This window comes from Paracidovorax oryzae ATCC 19882, assembly GCF_000687165.1.
GTDB lineage: Bacteria > Pseudomonadota > Gammaproteobacteria > Burkholderiales > Burkholderiaceae_C > Paracidovorax > Paracidovorax oryzae.
The window spans coordinates 78,586-96,324 of record NZ_JMKU01000002.1; the positions used below are offsets into that span (position 1 = coordinate 78,586).

16 protein-coding genes and 2 pseudogenes are annotated in these 17,739 nt (G+C 66.6%); 9 read left to right on the plus strand and 9 right to left on the minus strand.

Annotated elements, in window-relative coordinates; translation table 11 throughout:
* The first annotated feature begins 40 nt into the window (after nucleotides 1-40).
* Nucleotides 41-721, plus strand: a complete 681-nt coding sequence (locus tag T336_RS0102145) for a type 1 glutamine amidotransferase domain-containing protein (protein WP_026431323.1) — start codon at nucleotides 41-43, stop codon at nucleotides 719-721.
* Nucleotides 722-1,226: 505 nt separating this feature from the next.
* Here T336_RS0102145 and T336_RS0102155 read toward each other — a convergent pair.
* Nucleotides 1,227-2,117 carry a DMT family transporter gene (locus T336_RS0102155; RefSeq protein ID WP_035225223.1) on the minus strand — a complete coding sequence of 297 codons (891 nt, stop codon included), beginning with the start codon at nucleotides 2,115-2,117 and terminating at the stop codon, nucleotides 1,227-1,229.
* Between the two features lie 15 nt (nucleotides 2,118-2,132).
* Here T336_RS0102155 and T336_RS0102160 point away from each other — a divergent pair, with 15 nt between their 5' ends.
* A complete protein-coding gene (locus T336_RS0102160; RefSeq protein WP_026431325.1) occupies nucleotides 2,133-2,702 on the plus strand; it encodes a helix-turn-helix domain-containing protein in 570 nt (189 codons plus the stop codon).
* A 34-nt stretch (nucleotides 2,703-2,736) separates the two neighbouring features.
* On the opposite strand, the gene trhA is transcribed toward T336_RS0102160, so the two are convergent.
* Nucleotides 2,737-3,348, minus strand: a complete 612-nt coding sequence (trhA, locus tag T336_RS0102165; RefSeq protein WP_026431326.1) for a PAQR family membrane homeostasis protein TrhA — start codon at nucleotides 3,346-3,348, stop codon at nucleotides 2,737-2,739.
* Between the two features lie 122 nt (nucleotides 3,349-3,470).
* Nucleotides 3,471-3,695 (minus strand): annotated as a pseudogene (locus tag T336_RS26455) (TRAP transporter large permease subunit); the annotation flags it as partial.
* Here T336_RS26455 and T336_RS26460 point away from each other — a divergent pair.
* From T336_RS26460 to T336_RS0102185, 3 genes and pseudogenes are all read left to right on the plus strand, one after another.
* Nucleotides 3,694-4,080: pseudogene (locus T336_RS26460) on the plus strand (type 1 glutamine amidotransferase domain-containing protein); the annotation flags it as partial. The pseudogenes T336_RS26455 and T336_RS26460 overlap by 2 nt on opposite strands.
* 464 nt (nucleotides 4,081-4,544) lie before the next feature.
* On the plus strand, nucleotides 4,545-4,796 hold the full coding sequence (locus T336_RS0102180; protein WP_156957778.1) for a hypothetical protein: 252 nt from the start codon (nucleotides 4,545-4,547) through the stop codon (nucleotides 4,794-4,796).
* A gap of 588 nt (nucleotides 4,797-5,384) precedes the next feature.
* Complete coding sequence (locus tag T336_RS0102185; RefSeq protein WP_026431329.1) at nucleotides 5,385-5,996, plus strand: hypothetical protein; 612 nt, start codon at nucleotides 5,385-5,387, stop codon at nucleotides 5,994-5,996.
* Between the two features lie 110 nt (nucleotides 5,997-6,106).
* On the opposite strand, the gene T336_RS0102190 is transcribed toward T336_RS0102185, so the two are convergent.
* The 5 genes from T336_RS0102190 to T336_RS0102210 are packed head-to-tail and all read right to left on the minus strand — an operon-like array spanning nucleotide 6,107 to nucleotide 12,127.
* On the minus strand, nucleotides 6,107-7,387 hold the full coding sequence (locus T336_RS0102190) for a TRAP transporter large permease subunit (protein WP_026431330.1): 1,281 nt from the start codon (nucleotides 7,385-7,387) through the stop codon (nucleotides 6,107-6,109).
* A 13-nt stretch (nucleotides 7,388-7,400) separates the two neighbouring features.
* Nucleotides 7,401-8,015, minus strand: a complete 615-nt coding sequence (locus T336_RS0102195; protein ID WP_019702414.1) for a TRAP transporter small permease — start codon at nucleotides 8,013-8,015, stop codon at nucleotides 7,401-7,403.
* Between the two features lie 60 nt (nucleotides 8,016-8,075).
* The gene (locus T336_RS0102200; protein WP_026431331.1) at nucleotides 8,076-9,263 is read right to left on the minus strand and encodes a fumarylacetoacetate hydrolase family protein; all 1,188 of its coding nucleotides are present in this window, start codon (nucleotides 9,261-9,263) and stop codon (nucleotides 8,076-8,078) included.
* Nucleotides 9,264-9,314: 51 nt separating this feature from the next.
* On the minus strand, nucleotides 9,315-11,099 hold the full coding sequence (locus tag T336_RS0102205; protein WP_026431332.1) for an IlvD/Edd family dehydratase: 1,785 nt from the start codon (nucleotides 11,097-11,099) through the stop codon (nucleotides 9,315-9,317).
* 11 nt (nucleotides 11,100-11,110) lie between these two features.
* The gene (locus T336_RS0102210; protein ID WP_026431333.1) at nucleotides 11,111-12,127 is read right to left on the minus strand and encodes a TRAP transporter substrate-binding protein; all 1,017 of its coding nucleotides are present in this window, start codon (nucleotides 12,125-12,127) and stop codon (nucleotides 11,111-11,113) included.
* 122 nt (nucleotides 12,128-12,249) lie between these two features.
* Between T336_RS0102210 and T336_RS0102215 the strand changes: the two genes are divergently transcribed.
* Nucleotides 12,250-13,209 carry a LysR substrate-binding domain-containing protein gene (locus T336_RS0102215; RefSeq protein ID WP_026431334.1) on the plus strand — a complete coding sequence of 320 codons (960 nt, stop codon included), beginning with the start codon at nucleotides 12,250-12,252 and terminating at the stop codon, nucleotides 13,207-13,209.
* Nucleotides 13,210-13,237: 28 nt separating this feature from the next.
* Here T336_RS0102215 and T336_RS0102220 read toward each other — a convergent pair whose 3' ends face one another.
* Nucleotides 13,238-14,140, minus strand: coding sequence for a LysR family transcriptional regulator (locus T336_RS0102220; RefSeq protein ID WP_026431335.1), 903 nt, complete (start codon nucleotides 14,138-14,140; stop codon nucleotides 13,238-13,240).
* Between the two features lie 182 nt (nucleotides 14,141-14,322).
* Between T336_RS0102220 and T336_RS0102230 the strand changes: the two genes are divergently transcribed.
* From T336_RS0102230 to T336_RS0102240, 3 genes are all read left to right on the plus strand, one after another.
* Nucleotides 14,323-15,048: a pirin family protein gene (locus tag T336_RS0102230; RefSeq protein WP_026431336.1), complete on the plus strand. Its 726-nt coding sequence runs from the start codon at nucleotides 14,323-14,325 to the stop codon at nucleotides 15,046-15,048.
* Nucleotides 15,049-15,115: 67 nt separating this feature from the next.
* A complete protein-coding gene (locus T336_RS0102235; RefSeq protein ID WP_026431337.1) occupies nucleotides 15,116-15,793 on the plus strand; it encodes an isochorismatase family protein in 678 nt (225 codons plus the stop codon).
* A 48-nt stretch (nucleotides 15,794-15,841) separates the two neighbouring features.
* Nucleotides 15,842-17,734, plus strand: a complete 1,893-nt coding sequence (locus T336_RS0102240) for an amidohydrolase (protein WP_026431338.1) — start codon at nucleotides 15,842-15,844, stop codon at nucleotides 17,732-17,734.
* Nucleotides 17,735-17,739: the final 5 nt, after the last annotated feature.

Sequence of the window (17,739 nt, forward strand, 5' to 3'; positions counted from 1 at the left end):
TTCGTCCTTCCCCTCGACTTCCCTACGAAAGCGACACCCCATGGCCCGCATCCTGATGGTTCTCACGTCCCATGACCGCCTCGGCGACACCGGCAAGAAGACCGGCTTCTGGCTCGAGGAATTCGCCGCGCCGTACTACGTGTTCAAGGACGCGGGCGCGGAGATCACCCTCGCATCCCCCCAGGGCGGCCAGCCACCGCTGGATCCCAAGAGCGACGACGAGAGCGCCCAGACCGATGCCACGCGCCGCTTCAAGGCCGATGCCGGGGCGCAGCAGCAACTGGCCACCACCGTGCCGCTCGCCAGCGTGCGCGCCGGGGATTTCGACGCCGTGTTCTACCCTGGCGGCCACGGCCCGCTGTGGGACCTGGCCGAGGACGCGCAATCCATCGCGTTGATCGAAAAAACGTTTGCCGCGAAGAAACCGCTGGCCCTGGTCTGCCACGCACCTGGCGTGCTGCGCCACGCCAAGGCCCCGGGCGGTGAGCCGCTGGTCAAGGGCCGCAAGGTGACGGGCTTCACCAACAGCGAGGAAGAGGGCGTGCAGCTCACGCAGGTGGTGCCGTTCCTGGTGGAGGACATGCTCAAGGCCAACGGCGGCGAGTACGCCAAGGGCGCGGATTGGGCGCCGTTCGTGCTGACCGATGGGACGCTGGTGACGGGGCAGAATCCGGCGTCGTCGGAGCCGGCGGCGAAGGCGTTGCTGCAGTTGCTGGGGTGAACTTCACCATGGTGTGAACCGGCAGCGGGTGACTGCTACGGGTTCACACCCAGGGCGCCTGCGACCACGTGGAGCACCGCGAGGATGAGGGCGAGCGAATCGCCTTGAATCATCCATTGGATGCGAGCCATGTCTTCCAGTGCCGGAGGCAGATCCTTTGCGCCGCGCCCCTTGAGCGATTCCCGCTCCCAGCCCCGGCAGCATCAGTCCGAACACCATCCAGGCCCACGCCATAGGTAATCTCCGGAATGCTGGTTTGTGAGCGATGCTGGCGGCAAATGATGGCAGCCTGCCTGGGCCTCGAGAAAACTGCGCAATGTCGTCCAAAGCATCTTCAGGCTCATGGAGCGCCGCAGACACGAGGGCTTCGCACACGACGCCCGTGGCCTTGTCTGCCAATGCACGGCGCAGCGCCGCCTTGTCCTGGGGGATGGGATGGTAGTTTGCTTCAGCATTTTGCCGAGGCTGGCGCCAGCCATGGGCCCGAGGCAGGCGCTGGCCAGAATCAGTTGGCTTGACGCCGCCCCGGACGCCATTCACTCACGAGCACTGCCAGCACCACCAGCATCCCGCCCAACAATACCAACGGAGGAAGCCGCTCGCCGACAAGCCGGCCGATGGCGGCACCCCAGATCGGTTCACTGGCGTAAATGAGCGTGGCCCTGGTGGGAGATACCTCGCGTTGCGCCCAGTTCATCACCCACTGGATCAGTACGCTGGCCACGCCAAGGCCGCCCGCGCATGCCAGCCCAACCCACGAGAACGCCGGAATCCCCTCGTTCGCCGCAGGCATCGCCGCGAAAGCCAGCACGCTGGCGGTGACCAGCTGGACCACGGTCACCCGCCTGAGATCGACGTGCCCGGCGTACTTGCTGATCAGCACGATCTCCGCGGCGATGGCCAGCGCCCCCAGGAATGTGAGCAGCTCACCAGTCCCCGGCGCCAGGGTGTCCAGCCGATCCACGCCGCTCAGCAGGAGCAAGCCCGACAGGGCCAGGGCCACCCCGATCCACGCCATGGGATGGGGAACGCTGCGCATCACCAGCCACTGGAACAACGGAACCGCCGGCACATACAGCGCGGTGATGAAAGCCGACTGGCTGATGGTGATGAACTTCAACCCGCAGGTCTGCAGGCTGTAGCCCAGGAAGATGGCCATGCCGATGGCGCATCCGCCCCTCACTTCAAGCCAGGTCAGATGCCGCATGCATCCTCGAAAGACCAGCAGGCTGATGGCCCCCGCCACGGCGAAACGCAGCCCGACAAAGAATAGCGGGCCGCTGTGCGCCAGCCCGACGTGGATGATGAGGAACGCTGCGCCCCACACCATGGTGATGAGCAGCAAGGCCACTTCCTGGCGCCGCAGGGAGCATCGATGAGACAATGTGTGCAACATACTGCACATCATCATATGAGCAATATATTGCACAGTCAAACGACGGACGGAAACGTACTCGCCTTCGTGAGCGAGAACCTGCGCCGCCTGAGAACGGAGGCGGGCTTGAGCCAATTGGCACTCGCGGAAGCGGCGGGGTTGAGCCGCCGGATGATTTCCAGCCTGGAGGCCGGGGATACGAACATCAGCCTGGCCAGCCTGGATCGCCTGGCTGCGGCACTCGGCGTCGGGTTCGTTGCGCTGGTCAGTGATCCCTCGGCCAGGAGCCAGCGGGTCGATGCGCTGGCCTGGAAGGGAAAAAGCAAGGACAGCCGCGGCGTGCTCCTGGGCTATGTCCCCGCGACCCGGGAGGCGCAGCTGTGGTCATGGGCCCTGGCGCCTGGAGAGAGCTACCGCGGACAGGCCGACCCCGCCGGATGGCACGAGATGGTCTTCGTGGTGGCGGGCACGCTGACACTCCGGTTCGAACACGAGGTGGTCACGGTGGCTGCCGGGGACTACTGCATCTACAGCAGCGCCCAGAACTATGTGTGCCAGAACGCCGGGGCTGAGATGCTGCGGTTCGTGAAGAACGTGGTGTGCTGATGGGGCTGGCCGCAGCGCAGGAGGCCGCATCGGGTCAGGTCACGACGCTGGCCACCGCTGCATAGTGGCTCGCCGTTCCACCCAGCACAAACAGGTGCCAGACCCCATGCGCATGGCGATAGCCGGCGCGATTGACGTAGAAGACCGTGCCCACCGTGTAGAAGGCGGCGCCGGTGAGCAGCCACAGCAGCCCTCCAGCGTCGATCCGGGCCAGCAGCGGCACGGCGGCGACCACCATGGCCCAGCCCATGGCAACGTAGAGCGGCAGGGGCGGTGCCGGAGACGCGACGCCCAGTTCGCGCACCATGCCCAGCAAGGCGATGCTCCACACCGCCCCCAGGACGGCCCAGTCCCAGGCACCCCGCGCCGCGACCAGGGCGAAGGGCGTGTAGCTGCCGGCAATGAGCAGGTAGATGGCGCAGTGGTCCGCCCGTTGCCACCACAGCTTCGCCTGCCCATGAGCGCTGTGGAAGAAGGTGGATGCGGCATACAGTGCCACGCAGGACAGCGCGAAAACCAGCCCCCCGGCGATCTTGCCCGCGTCCCCGGTGGGCAGGCTGACGATGAGCATGAGGGGAACGCCTGGAACAGCCAGCGCGAACCCCAGCAGGTGGGTGCAGGTGTTGAATCGTTCGCCGGGGCGCATTCCGATGGAGCAGCGGTGGATTGGCGCCAGTGGATCAGCCGGGCGTGACATGGGGATGAAGAAAAGAGGGAGTTCTTCATCTCAACCGCCGATGAGTGATCCGCCGAACAGGCCACGCCGCCTCACCCATACAACAACCTCGCCGGCCACGTCACCAACACCGGAAATGCCACCATCAGGAACATCATCGCGAACTCCGCCAGCATGAGCGGCCAGACGCCGCGGATCACGTCGTCCATGCGGATGCGCGCCACGCCGGCCACGACGTTGAGCACGGTGCCCATCGGCGGCGTGACGAGGCCGGTGGAGTTGTTGGTGATGAACAGCACTCCAAAATAGATCGGGTTCTACCCTGGCGGCCACGGCCCGCTGTGGGACCTGGCCGAGGACGCGCAATCCATCGCGCTGATCGAGAAGACCTTCGCCGCGAAGTAGCCGCTGGCCCTGGTCTGCGACGTACCCGGCGTGCTGCGCCACGCCAAGGCGCCGGGCGGCGAGCCGCTGGTGACGGGCCGCAAGGTGACGGGCTTGACCAACAGCGAGGAAGAGTCGGTCCAGCTCACGCAGGTGGTGCCGTTCCTGGTGGAGGACATGCTCAAGGCGAACGGCGGGCTGTACGGGAAGGACTCGGACTTGGCGCCGTTCGTGCTGACGGAAGGGCAGTTGGTGACGAGGCAGAATCCGGCGTCGGCGGAGCCGGCGGCGAAGGCGCTGCTGCAGTTGCCGGGGTGAGGTTCGCCATAGAGTGAACTGGTTGAGCGTCCCGGACGGAAGCCGCGCTGTTCCCCATCTCAACCGAGGCGAGACTGGTGCAAACCATGCTGGTGGCACTTCGCATTGGACTACCACTTACTTGTGGAGTTCGAGCGCCATTTCGCCGCCGAAGGCATGTCAGACAAAGTCGGCCGAAAGGGCTGCCAAGTGCCGTCGCTCAAACGCTGCTGTGCCTGTAGGTCGGAGGATACAGAACACAAACAATGTAAAACCAGTTGATTCTTACAAACAGGATGTCAACATGTTAATCATAAACTTATCCCCAGATTTGGCTACACTGATCGCCTGGAGCCATCTTTTGTCAAGGCTGAACACAAATTTCTGTGGATAATTCTGTGTATAAGTTGGGAGCAAATTAAGCTTGCTGAATTTTTCTACTGACATTTAATGCGAGCATGAACGTGTGGAGGACGCATATGTCAATGGCATTTGAAGAGATCAGCCAAGTGGCTGCGAAGGGCGAGGAGATCTACCGCCAGCGGTACCAAAAGGCGTTTGAGCGCCTGTACCCGAACCAGTTCGTGGCAATCGACGTGCTGTCGCAACAGGCATTCATCGGCGAGTACCCTGACGTTGCGATAGGAAAAGCCTTTGATGAGGTAGCACAACCTCACATCCACCTCGTGAAAATTGGCTGTGATAGCGCTTACAGCATGGGGTCGATGCTCACCTGATCCGGCATGCAAAAGCTGGTAGGTATAAAACGCAACAATCAGCTATGTGTTTCACTGAACATCGCCGGAACACAAGGACATCCGGCGGAGGTGGTGGTAGCTGTAGACACGGGCTTCAGTGGCTTCTTGTCCCTTCCTTTCTCTCTTGCTGAACCTCACGGGCTGGAGGCTGCAGGTTCGACCATGGCTACATTCGCCAATGGTTCTAGACAAGTGATGCCCCTGGCGCGCGTGAATGTTGGTTTCGCGACTTGCACCCGACCTGGCGTCGCTCTTGTGACGCAGAGCGACTCTCATCCGCTCATTGGGTTGGCTTTCCTAAGAGTGTTCGATCTAACGCTAGTTGCGACGCACGATAAGCTAGCGTTGACTACCGACCCTGAGCTCAAGCGATGGATTGGCGAGGCGTGAGATGGCATGGACGCTGGCTGCAACATCTTGCTGCGCTGGTTGGTGAATGTTTCCCCTCTGATGCGTGCTTGACTGCGCTCTACAAGCCCCGCGGCAACAACCGTGGGCTTCTTCCTTTGTACCTTGCCTCACATTGCCGCAGAGCAGCTACGATCCCAAGAAAAAGGAGGACGTAGGATGCACAGCGAAGGCAAGGCTAAGAGCCTGCAGCAGGAGATCAACCAATGGAAGTGGGGCGTCGCAGGGGCGGCACTGATCGCTGTGGTGGCGTACGCCGTATGGTTCGGATGGTGGAAGGCGCTGCCGCTTGCGGACGCGGCGGGCAGTTGGGGCGAGTTCGGTGACTTCCTCGGTGGCCTGCTCAATCCGCTCGTGGCCTTTGCTGCGTTCTACTGGCTAACCCGATCGGTGCAGCTCCAGAAAAAGGAGCTGGAAGACACCCGACTTGCGCTAGAAGCGTCTTCCGAGGCTCAGAAGCAGCAGGCTGAGCAGAGCCGAATCGCCGTTCGGTTGGATGCGTTGGTGGCAGCAAATGCGATGGCAGGCGACGATCTGATCGACCTTCAACAGCGACGGGATTCTCTGATGACTTATGCGAAGCGAGGTGATCTGAATAGCGGTTCAGTCGACGCAGCATTGGATCGAATCGCGTTGCTGGATCAGCAAATCGGAGAGCTCACAGGGACGCAGGTAAGGTGTCGTAAGGAGATAAGGGAAGTATTAAGGCGCTATCCGCTGCCCATCGCTACGGCGTCTGAGACTGCCGAAGCGTCCGTGACGCCGCCCTGATGGCCCCCTGGAGGGGCTTTATGTTGCGGGCTCCCGTATACCGGAATGCCCAGACGTGCGGCACGCCTCCCCAACTGCCGATCAGTGATCCGACGAGCAGTTGTTCCGTCTCATCCGTACAGCAACCTCGCCGGCCATGTCACCAGCACCGGAAACGCCACCATCAAGAACATCATCGCGAACTCGGCCAGCATGAATGGCCACACGCCGCGGATCACGTCGTCCATGCGGATGCGCGCGACCCCGGCCACCACGTTCAGCACCGTGCCCACCGGCGGCGTGACGAGGCCGATGGAGTTGTTGATGATGAACAGCACCCCGAAGTAGATCGGGTCGATGCCCGCGGCCTTGACCACGGGCATGAGCACGGGCGTCAGGATCAGGATGGTGGGCGTCATGTCCATGGCGGTGCCGACGACGATCACCAGCAGCATGATCATCGCCATCAGCAGGATGGGGCTGCCGATGAAGGGCTCCAGCAGCGTGACCACCTTGCCCGGCAGGTCGGCCACGGTGATGAGCCAGGCCGAGACCAGTGCGGCGGCCACCAGGAACATCACCACGCCGGTGGTGCGCGCGGCGGTGACGAAGACACCGTAGATCTGCGAGGGCTTGAGTTCGCGGTAGATGACCACGGCCACGAAGAGCGAGTACACCGCCGCGACCACGGCCGCCTCGGTGGGCGTGAAGACGCCGAAGCGCAGGCCTACCAGGATGATGAGCGGCAGCATCAGCGCCCAGCCGGCCTGGCGGAATGCGAGCCAGACTTCCTTGCGCGAGCGGCGCGGCGGCGGCACGACGTGTTCCTTGCGCACCTGCCACCACCAGGTGACCCAGAGGGATCCGGCGATGAGGATGCCGGGGAAGATGCCGGCCAGGAAGAGCTTGCTGATCGACAGGTTGGCGGCCACGCCGAAGATCACGAAGCCGATGGAGGGCGGGATGATGGGGCCGATCACGCCGGCCGCGGCGATCAGGCCGCCGGAGCGCGCCTTGTCGTGGCCGGCGGCCACCATCATCGGGACCAGCAGGGCCGAGAGCGCCGCCGCGTCGGCCACCGCCGAGCCCGACAGCGCCGACAGCACGCAGGCCGCGACGATGGCGACGTAGCCCAGCCCGCCGCGCACGTGGCCGACGAGGGTGAGCGCCAGATCGACGATGCGCTTGGAGAGGCCGCCGGTGTTCATGATCTCGCCGGCCAGCATGAAAAAGGGCACGGCCAGCAGCGGGAAGCTGTCGGCGCCGTTGATCAGGTTCTGCGCGAGGATCTGCGCGTCGAACATGTCGAGGTGCCACATGAGCGCCACGCCGCACAGCAGCAGCGAGAACGCGATCGGGATGCCGATCGCCATGGCGCCCAGCAGCGAGAGGAGGAAGACGGCGATGGTCATGGTGCGGGGCTCCTCAGCCGTTGTCTTTCTTGTTCGACGGGCCGGAGGCGGGAGATCCGGCCTGGGCGGCGGCCAGCCGGTCCTCTTCGGCCAGCCGTGCCTGCAGGGCGTCGAATTCCGCGGTCTCTTCCGAATCCTTGACCATGACCAGCGCATCGCCGCGCAGCTGGCCGCTCAGCACGCGCCAGAGGTCGTAGAGCAGAAAGACCGCGGCGGAGACGGCGAAGACCACGCCCGCGAAGTAGAAGTACCCCATCGACCAGCCGGTGGTGGGGGCGGTGACGTCCATGTTCAGCTGCGTCTGCGTCCAGCTGCCCGAGAAGACCAGCCAGCAGGCCCAGAGCATCAGCACCTGGCCGGTGACGACGCAGGCTTTCTTGCCCCAGTCCGGCAGGCGGCCGAGCAGCATGTCCACGCCCAGGTGGGCGTGGTCCTTCATGGCGACCACCGCGCCCAGGAAGGTGAGCCAGACGAAGAGCCAGCGCGATACTTCTTCCGACACGGTGATGCCGGTGTTGAAGGCGTAGCGCAGCACGACGTTGCCGAACACCATCACCACCATTACGGCCAGCGCGCCGGCCATGAGGAAGTCCAGCATCCGGCAATAGCGATCCATCCACCGCTTCATGGTCTTGTCTCCTTGATCGACGGTTGTCGATTCGCGTGTCGTTATGGTTTTGTGCGCGCTTCAGAGGCTACGGCCGTCCAGCAGGCCGCGCGCGGCCAGGTGGTTGATGAAGGCGCGCAGGCCGAACTGCCAGGGCGGCGCGGTCTCGCTGTGGGTGACGCGGTTGCGCAGCACGCCCAGCCGGGCGCTGCGGATGGTGACCTCGTCGCCCAGGTGGTGGGTGAAGCCGGCGCCGGGTTCGCCCCGGTCTTCGATGGGCGCGAAGAGCGTGCCCAGGAAGAGCATGAAACCGTCCGGGTACTGGTGCGCGGCCAGGGTCTGCGCGACGATGTCGGCCGGGTCGCGGCTGATGCTGGCCATGGTGTTGATGCCGCGCATCGTGAAGCCGTCGGTGCCGCGCACCTCCAGGTGCACCGTCTCGCGGCGCACGTCGTCCAGGCCGAAGCTGGCGTCGAACAGCCGGATGAAGGGGCCGATGGCGCAGGAGGCGTTGTTGTCCTTGGCCTTGCCGAGCAGCAGGGCGCTGCGGCCCTCGATGTCGCGCAGGTTGACGTCGTTGCCCAGCGTGGCGCCCACGATGTCGCCGCGGCCGTTCACGGCCAGCACCACCTCGGGCTCGGGGTTGTTCCAGGCCGAGTCGGCGCGGATGCCGATCTCCTGCCCGGTGCCGACGGAGGCCAGCACGGGCGCCTTGGTGAAGACTTCGGCGTCGGGGCCGATGCCGACCTCCAGGTACTGGGACCAGAGGCCCTGCTGCTGCAACAGGGCCTTCAGCGCCATCGCCTTGTCGGAGCCGGGTCGGATATCCGCCAGGTTCTCGCCGATCAGCGCCTGCACCTTGCCGCGCAGCTCCTGCGCGCGCGATGCGTCGCCGCGCGCCTGTTCCTCGATCACGCGTTCCACCATGCTGGCGGCGAAGGTCACGCCGGCGGCCTTGACCACCTGCAGGTCGCAGGGCGCGAGCAGGAAGGGCAGGGCGGCATCGCGGGTGCCGGGCCGGCTGTTGCCCAGCAGTTCATCCACCGCGCACAGGCGCTCGCCGGGGGCCTGGCGCGCGGCCTCGGCGGGCCGGGCGGCGTCGAGCAGGGTGCTCATGGTGGGGAAGGCGCGGCTGATGTCGAACACGCCTTCGGTGCGCAGCGCCACCACCGCGGGGCCGCCCTGCGGGCCGGGCGTCCAGGCCCGGGCCACCAGCGTGCCGGCCAGGCCGTCTTCGGGCAGCAGGTGGTTCTTGTCGTCGTCGTTCATGCTTCTCGTCCTCGAAATGGAATGCGCGGGCCGAAGGAACGGCCCCGGCGCTCAGTGGTTGTGGCGGGGCGTCTGCTCGGCGATGCGGCGGAACTGCAGCGCGAAATCCAGCGTGGCGCCGTCGGCCAGCTGGCCGGTTTTCTCGCGATAGAGCGCCTCCCAGGGCGAGCGGCTGGCGGGCACGGGGGGCGGAGGCAGTTCGCGGCGGCGGGCGATCTCCTCGGGCGGCACCAGCGCGTCGCAGCGGCCCTGTTTGAGGTCGATCAGGATCAGGTCGCCGGTCTGCAGCCAGGCGAGGCCCCCGCCCGCCGCGCTCTCGGGCGAGGCGTTGAGGATCGAGGGACTGTCGGCGGTGCCGGATTGCCGGCCGTCGCCCAGCGTGGGCAGGGCCCGGATGCCGCGCTGGATCAGTGCGTCGGGCGGCTGCATGTTGACCACCTCGGCCGAGCCGGGCCAGCCCAGCGGGCCGGCGCCGCGCATGACCAGGATGCAGTCCTCGTCGATGCCGAGCGCCGGATCGTTGATGCGCGCGTGGTAGTCCTCGGCACCGTCGAAGACGATGGCCCGGGCCGTGAACACGTCTTCGTGGCCCGGCCGGCAGAGGTAGCGCGCGCGGAAGGCCTCGGAGATCACCGAGGTTTTCATGATGCCGAAGTCGAACAGGTTGCCCGAGAGCACCAGGAAGCCGGCCTTGTCCATCAGCGGGTCGGCGAAAGGGCGGATCACCTCGCGGTCCGTCGCCTCGCGGCCCTGCAGGTTCTCGGCGATGCTGCGGCCGGTGACGCTGGCGCAGCCGCCGTGCAGCCGGCCGGCCTGCAGCAGTTCCCACATCACCGCGGGCACGCCGCCGGCGCGGAAGAAGCGCTCGCCCAGGTACTTGCCGGCGGGCTGCATGTTCACAAGCAGCGGCAGGTCGTAGGCGTGGTCCGTCCAGTCGCGCGGCTGCAGTTCGACGCCGGCATGGCGCGCCATGGCCTGGATGTGCACCTGCGCGTTGCTGGAGCCGCCCGCGCAGCTGACCACCGCCAGCGCGTTGAGGAAGCTCTCGCGGGTGAGCACGCGCGAGGGTCGCAGGTCTTCGTGCGCCATCTCGACGATGCGGCGGCCGGTGGCATAGGCCATCTGGCCGCGCTCGCGGTAGGGCGCGGGGATGGCGGCGCAGCCGGGCAGCGACAGGCCCAGCGCCTCGGCCACCGCATTCATCGTGGAGGCCGTGCCCATGGTGTTGCAGTGGCCGGCCGAGGGGGCGCTGTCGCAGGCGCGCTGCAGGAATTCTTCCTCGTCGATCTCGCCGGCGGCCAGCATGCGGCGGCTGCGCCAGATGACGGTGCCCGAGCCCACCAGTTCGTTGTCGTGCCAGCCGTCGAGCATCGGCCCGCCCGAGAGCACGATGGCGGGGATATCGACGGTGGAGGCGGCCATGATGCCGGCCGGCGTGGTCTTGTCGCAGCCGGTGGTCAGCACCACCGCGTCGATGGGGTAGCCGTAGAGGATCTCGACCAGGCCCAGGTAGGCGAGGTTGCGGTCCAGCGCGGCGGAGGGGCGGCGGCAGTTCTCGAAGATCGGGTGGACCGGGAATTCGATCGGGATGCCGCCCGCGTCGCGGATGCCGTCGCGCACCCGGCGGGCCAGTTCCAGGTGGATGCGGTTGCAGGGCGAGAGGTCGCTGCCGGTCTGGGCGATGCCGATGATCGGCCGGCCCGAGCGCAGCTCCTCGGGCGTGAGCCCGTAGTTCATGAAGCGCTCGAGGTAGAGCGCGGTCATGTCGGAGCGCGCCGGGTCGGCGAACCAGTCGCGCGAGCGGAAGCGGCGGCCTTCGCCTTCGGGTGGGGACATGTCGTTCTCGGTCACTTGCGACGGGCCTTTTCCAGCTCGGCCATCATTTCGCGGGTGGTGTCCTCGCCGAATTCCTTGCTGTACTTCGCGACCACGGGCTGGAGCTTGTCACGCAGTTTGGCCTGCTCCGCGGGTGGAAGTTCGGTGACCTGCATGCCGAGCTTCTTCAACTCGCCGAGCGCCTTGGCCTCCAGCGCACGGATGGCCTTGCGTTCGAACGCGGTGGCCTCCTTCGCGGCCTCCTGCACGATCTTCTGCTCTTCGGCAGACAGGCTGTCCCAGGCCTTCCTGGACATGAGGAGCACCCAGGTGCTGTAGATGTGGCGCGACAGCACCAGGTGCTTCTGCACTTCGTAGAACTTGCTGGTGAGGATGGTCGCGGTCGGGTTCTCCTGGCCGTCCACCGCTTTCTGTTCCATCGCCGAATAGAGTTCGGTGAAGGGCATGGGCGTGGCGTTGGCGCCCAGGGCGTTGAAACTGTCGATGAAGAGTTGGTTCTGGATCACCCGCAGCTTCAGCCCGGCGAAGTCTTCGGCCTTCTGGATCGGGCGGCGCGAGTTGGTGGTCTGGCGGAAGCCGTTCTCCCAGTAGCCCAGGCCGACCAGGCCCTTCTCGGGCAGTTTGGCGAGCAGCTTCTGGCCGAAGGCGCTGTCGAGCACCGCGTCGGCTTCCTCGCTGGTGTTGAAGGTGAGCGGCAGGTTGAGCACGCCGAAGTCCTTCACCACCGACACCAGGGTGGAGCTGTCGGGCACCGTCATCTCCAGCGTGCCGCCGCGCAGGGCGGAGATCATGGTGACGTCGTTGCCCAGCGTGCCGTTGGCGAAGAGCTTGGCGCGCATCTTGCCGCCGCTCCTGGCCGCCAGCACCTCGTCGAAGTGCCGCGAGGCCTGGGCCTGCGGATGGTCGTCGGTAATGCCGGTGCCGATCTTGAAGGTGCGCTCGCGCACCTGCGCCATGGCGGGCGTGGCCAGCACGGCGGCCAGGGCGGTGGCCAGCGCGAACGTCTTGAAAGCTGCGTGGAATTGCATGATGTCTTGTCTCCTGTGGATGTTCTTGGGGGGCGCGGGGGTGCAGACTAGGGGGCGGTGCCCGTGGCGTCCAATCAGTGTTTTTCCACGGGACATTCCTTCCAGTTATCGGTCACCCCAAAATGCCGGGCAAACCCTTATCCATCGCCACCGCCTGCAGCCGCCTGCGCGCCAGGCACCTGCAGTTCCTCGACATCCTGGGGCGGACGCGCAACCTGCGGCTCACGGCCGAGCAGATGCATGTGACGCAGCCGGCCGCCACGAAGATCCTGCTGGACCTGGAGGAAATCTTCGATGCGCGCCTGTTCGAGCGCCTGCCGCGCGAGATGCGGCCCACCGAGCTGGGCCTGTTCGCGCTGGGCTATGCCGCCTCCGCGCTGGCGGGCCAGGCGAAGTTCGTGGACGAATTCAATGCGCTCAAGCAGGGTGGCCACGGCCAGCTGTCCATCGGGGCGATTTCCGGCTCGGCCGCGCGGCTGCTGACCACGGCCATCGCCGAGATGCAGCGGCGCCGGCCGATGCTGGTGCTGAAGGTGCGCGAGCAGAGCAGCGACCAGCTCATCGCCTGGCTGGGCGAGCGCCGGATCGACCTGATGATCGGCCGCTTCACCGACGAGGCGCAGCAGGCGGACTTCCAGTACGAGCGCCTGTCCGGCGAGACGCTGCAGGTGGTGGGCGGGCCGCACCATCCGCTGCGCGGCATCCTGGGGCTGGAGGTGGGCCGCCTCGCGCACTGGCCCTGGCTGCTCTACCCGGAATCGACGGCGCTGCGCAAGGTGTCCGACGACATCTTCCGGGCCATCGGCATGACGCCGACCTCGGGCGTGATGGAGACGCAGTCTTTCCTGTTCGCGCTGGAATCGCTGCGCATCACCGACATGCTCTCGCTGCAGCCCAGCGCGCTGGCCGACCGGTACATCGCCAAAGGCCTGCTCGCCCCCATCCACGTGGATGTGCCCCGGGCGATGCCCGACTACGGCATGCTGGTGCGCCAGGGCGAGACACCGACACCGGCGGCGCAGGCGTTCATGGAGGTGCTGCGCGACGTGGCGGGCGGGAAGGTGGTGGCGGCCCGGCGGTAGGCACCGCAGGCGCCGGATGGTGCCTGGGTCAGTACGGCAGGATCCCCGGCAGCAGTTCCCGGTCCAGCCGCTGCCGCCACCACTTGAGCGCCTCGCCCATGTGGTCAGGCCGCCAGGCCAGGAAGAAGGGCTCTTCCGGGCGCGGCGTTTCCACTTCCAGTTCCACCAGGATGCCGGTCTCCAGTTCCGTGCGCACGCAGGCGCGGGGCACGAAGCCATGGCCCAGGCCCGCGGCCTGCGCGGCGATCTTGGCGTGCATGTGCGGCACGATGATGCGGCGCTGGCCCGACAGCAGGCCGATGGTGCGGTCGTTCGACGACCGTGCGCCGTCGCCCACCACCACGGCCGTGTGCTCCAGCAGGTCGCCCCGCGTGAGCGGGCGCTGGAGCCGGGCCAGCGGGTGCGTGGCCGTCACGCAGAACACGAACTGCAGCGTGCCCACCGGCACGGCCTTGTAGCCGCCGCCGGCCGGGCCCTCGCCGGCGGCCACCACGATGTCGGCGCGCCTCTCGCGCAGGGCTTCCCAGGTGCCCGTCATCACGTCGCAGCCGATGCGCAGCCGCGTGCCGCAGTTCAGGTCTTCGAAGGCGCAGATGTCCTGGTTGAAGGCATGCGTGGGAATCAGGGAATCGTGCACCAGCCGCACCTCGGATTCGAAGCCCGTGGCGATCTGCCGCATGCGCGATTCCAGCTGCCTGGCGCCGGCCAGCAGCCAGCGGCCCTCCTTGATCATTTCCTGCCCCGCGGGGGTGAGCGTCACGCGCGGGCCGTTGCGGGTGAACAGGGCAAAGCCCAGTTGCTCTTCCAGCCGGGCGATGGCGTACGAAATGGTGGACGGCACCTTGTGCAGCCGTTCGGAAGCCCCGGCGAACGAGCCGTGCCGGGCGATGGCGTCCACCAGTTCGATGGCTTCCAGGGAGAGTTTCAGCATGGTCGGGATGGCTTGATCTGGATCATCGAAATTATCGATGATGGAAGGCCAAACCTTTCAACCTGATGCGCATCAAGGCGCCGGATACTTCCTTCACCGCAGCACTGAATTCCCAGGAAAAACCCGGGGAAGGCCCTCCGGGGCGCAGTGTGAATTCCATCGATTGAAGAAGGACCGAAACCATGCTCGACATCCGCAAGGCCCAACACCGCGGCAACGCCAACCACGGCTGGCTGCATTCCCGCCATACGTTTTCGTTCGGCCACTACCGCGACGCGAACCAGCAGGGTTTCTCCGACCTGCTGGTCATCAACGACGACCGCGTGGCGCCTTCGAAGGGCTTCGGCACCCATGGCCACCGCGACATGGAAATCTTCTCCTATGTGCTCGAAGGCGCACTGGAGCACAAGGATTCGATGGGCACCGGCTCGGTGATCCGCCCTGGCGACGTGCAGATGATGAGCGCCGGCAGCGGCGTGCAGCACAGCGAGTTCAACCACTCGGCCGAAGAGCCGGTGCACTTCCTGCAGATCTGGATCGTGCCGAACAAGGTCGGTGTCCAGCCGCGCTACCAGCAGGTGCACTTCACCGAGGCGGACAAGCGCGGCCAGCTGCGCCAGATCATCTCGCCGGAGGGCACGGACGGATCGCTGGCCGTGCACCAGGACGCCCGTGTCTATGCCGGCCTGTTCGACGGGGACGAGTCTGCCGACCTGGCCGTGGGTGCCCACCGCAACGTCTATGTGCATGTGGCCCGCGGCAGCGTCGAGGTGAACGGCGAGCGGCTGGACGAAGGCGACGGCGCCCGCATCCGCAACGTCGGCGATCTGCACTTCGCCAAGGGCCAGGACGCCGAGGTGCTGGTGTTCGACCTGCGCCCCAACGAGCTGCCCATGATGCCCCATTGACCGGGCACGGCAGGTTCTTCCGTCGTTTCGTCCATTCCGCCATCCACCCACGTTCCAGGAGATTCCCATGCAAAACGCCAACGCTTCCGCCGCCCGTCCCGTCGCCGTCGCCCGCCCCGGAGCCCGCCTGCTCGACCCGCAGGACCACACGCTGATCATGATCGACTTCCAGTCGCAGATGGCCTTCGCCACGCACTCGATCGATCCGGTGCAGCTGCGCTCCAATGCCGCGCTGGTGGCGTCGGCCGCCGCCGGCTTCGGCGCCTCGACCATCCTCACCACGGTGGCCGAGAAGAGCTTCTCGGGCCCCATGTTCGATGAAGTGACCGCGCCGTTTCCCGGCCAGGCCCTGCTGGACCGCACGTCCATGAACACCTGGGAAGACGAGGCCGTGATCCGCCGCGTGAACGAGATCGGCAAGCCGCGCATCGTGCTGGCCGGCCTGTGGACCAGCGTGTGCATCGTGGGCCCGGCGCTGTCGGCGCTGGACCAGGGATTCGAGGTGTTCGTGATCGCCGATGCCTGCGGCGACATCTCGGTGGAGGCCCACAACCGCGCCATGGAGCGCATGGTGCAGGCCGGCGCGCAGCCCATCACCGCGCTGCAGTACCTGCTGGAGATGCAGCGCGACTGGGCGCGCGGCGAGACGTACGACATGACGACGGGCATCGCGAAGAAGTTCGGCGGCGGCTACGGCCTGGGCATCACCTACGCCAAGACCATGTTCAACGCCCACGAAGGCTGAAGGCAGGGCGCCCTGCCATCGTCAAACCCCTTTGAAGGTCCGCACACCATGACTCCATCCACCGCCACCCCCGACCTGATCCTGCGCAACGGCCGCTTCACCACGCTGGACCGCGCCAACCCGACGGCGAGCGCCGTCGCCATCGCCCAGGGACGCTTCACGCAGGTCGGCGGCGACCGCGAGGTGATGGCGCTGGCCGGGCCGCAGACGCGGGTGATCGACCTGGGCGGGCGCAGCGTGCTGCCGGGGCTGATCGACAACCACCTGCACATCATCCGCGGCGGGCTGAACTTCAACATGGAGTTGCGCTGGGACGGGGTGAAGAGCCTGGCCGATGCGATGGCGATGCTCAAGCGGCAGGTGGACGTGACGCCCGCGCCGCAGTGGGTGCGGGTGGTGGGCGGCTTCACCGAGCACCAGTTCGTGGAAAAGCGCCTGCCCACGCTGGCGGAGCTGAACGCGGTGGCGCCGGACACGCCGGTGTTCATCCTGCACCTGTACGACCGCGCGCTGCTCAACGGCGCCGCGTTGCGCGCCGTGGGCTACGGCCGCGACACGCCCGCGCCGCCCGGCGGCGAGATCGTGCGCGACAGCGCGGGCAACCCGACGGGCCTGCTGCTGGCCAAGCCGAATGCGGCCATCCTGTACGCCACGCTGGCCAAGGGGCCGAAGCTGCCGCACGAGTACCAGGTGAATTCCACGCGGCATTTCATGCGCGAGCTCAACCGCCTGGGCGTGACCGGCGCGATCGACGCGGGCGGCGGCATGCAGAACTATCCCGACGACTACGCGGTGATCCAGGAGCTGGCCGATGCCGATCAGCTCACGATCCGCCTGGCCTACAACCTGTTCACGCAGAAGGCCAAAGAGGAGAAGGCCGACTTCCTGCACTGGACGGCCACGTCCCAGTACAAGCAGGGCACGGATTACTTCCGCCACAACGGCGCGGGTGAGATGCTGGTGTTCTCTGCCGCGGATTTCGAGGATTTCCGGCAGCCGCGCCCCGAGCTGGCGCCGGAGATGGAGGGCGAACTGGAAGAGGTGGTGCGCATCCTGGCGCAGAACCGCTGGCCCTGGCGCATGCACGCCACCTACGACGAGACCATCGACCGCGCGCTCGATGTGTTCGAGAAGGTCAACCAGGACACGCCGCTGGCCGGCCTGAACTGGTTCTTCGACCACGCCGAGACCATCTCGGAGAAGTCCATCGACCGCATCGCGGCCCTGGGCGGCGGCGTGGCCGTGCAGCACCGCATGGCCTACCAGGGCGAGTATTTCGTGGAGCGCTACGGCGCGGCCGCGGCCGAGGCCACGCCGCCGGTCCGGCGCATGCTGGAGAAGGGCGTTCAAGTCTCCGCCGGCACCGATGCCACCCGCGTCGCGAGCTACAACCCCTGGGTGTCGCTGTCGTGGCTGGTGACCGGCAAGACGGTGGGCGGCCTGCAGATCACGCCGCAGCGCAACTGCCTGACCCGCGACCAGGCGCTGCGCATGTGGACCGAGAACGTCACCTGGTTCAGCAATGAGGTCGGCAAGAAGGGCCGCATCGAGGCGGGCCAGCTGGCGGACCTGGTCGTTCCCGACCGCGACTTCTTCGCCTGCGCCGAATCCGAGATCGCCGACACCACGGCCCTGCTCACCGTGGTGGGCGGCAAGGTGGTCTATGGCGCGGGTGATTTCGCCCGCTTCGACGAAGGCGCGCCGCCGCCGGCCATGCCCGACTGGTCGCCGGTGCGCACCTTCCGCGGCTACGGCGCATGGGGCGTGCAGGAGGGCGCGCCGCTGCAGGCGGTGATGCGCAACGCGGCGGCGAGCTGCGGCTGTGCCAGCAACTGCCACCTGCACGGCCACGCGCATGCCACGGCCTGGAGCAGCAAGCTGCCCGTGTCCGACCTGAAGGGCTTCTGGGGCGCGCTGGGCTGCGCCTGCTGGGCGGTGTGAGGTGG